1 protein-coding gene and 1 pseudogene are annotated in these 1,040 nt (G+C 47.2%); both read right to left on the reverse strand.

Annotated elements, in window-relative coordinates:
* A partial coding sequence (locus V2H77_RS00435) for an Rpn family recombination-promoting nuclease/putative transposase (protein WP_341497228.1) occupies positions 1-675 on the reverse strand: 675 nt, incomplete at its 3' end.
* 144 nt (positions 676-819) lie between these two features.
* Positions 820-1,040: pseudogene (locus V2H77_RS00440) on the reverse strand (ISNCY family transposase); the annotation flags it as partial.

Raw genomic sequence — 1,040 nt, forward strand, 5'->3', positions numbered from 1 at the left:
CGGGTTGTGGGATTCTCCCGCCTGCAACATGTAGTTTATCACAGAAACCAGCTGTTCCTGAGTGGTGTATCCTTCAAGCAATAATGCGACCAATTGCTCAAGAAAATCAGCCAGGTCGCGCTGCCGAATATGTTTTTGCAGCAGCTCAAGCACGGCCATGCGTCGGTGCTTCATGATTTCGTCATCGGCAATGACGGTGATATCCACCAACGGGAAATCGTTACTGTAGAGTTCGCCGGCCAGCTCAGGATCATCAAACTCCTGCAACCAGCTCATTGAATACGGATATGGACTGACTTTTCCCTGGTAGAACAATATCGGTATCACCAGAGGTAACGTTTTATGACCAGCATCAAGATGACGTTGCATCGCAGCGATCGCATAGCGTAGCAGCCGAAACGCCATATGTTTGTCCGGTGAACTCTGATGCTCAATCAGGCAATACACGTAGCCATCACCCTTACCTGCTTTCAACGAATACAACACGTCGCTGTAGTACGGTCGAAGATCGTCTTCGATAAAACTCCCTGACGCCAGTTGCAGCGTTTCCAGATCACACACTTCGAGTAACGCCGGCGGTAGATGAAATTGCAGAAAATCCCTGGCAGTATCCGGATGTGTCAGGAACTGCTTAAAAATAGCATCATGCAATGTAGGTGTGGTGTTTTTCTTCATCGTTCATCATATCCTAAAACGCCAAGTTTAACTTTAACACACCCTACAGATGTTCACATGGGGGGCTATTTTATTAACCTTTCCAATAAAAAAGCGTTAGCTGCTTAGCCAACGCCCTTAATGGAATTCTTACTGGTGCCAGAATTAGTGGCGAATTTGCGCCAATTCGTCTTCGGAAAGACCGGTCATTTTCATAACGGTCGTGCGATCAAGACCACTAACCAACATAGTGCGGGCAATCTTAATCGCTTCCTCTTTACGGCCTTTTTGTTCGCCCAGCTGTATACCTTTCTGTTCGCCCAGCTGTATACCTTTCTGTATACCTTTCTGAATCCCGCGTTGTTCGCCTTCAAGGCGCAGTTGTT

It is taken from the genome of Photorhabdus sp. P32, assembly GCF_038085095.1.
Lineage (GTDB): Bacteria > Pseudomonadota > Gammaproteobacteria > Enterobacterales > Enterobacteriaceae > Photorhabdus > Photorhabdus luminescens.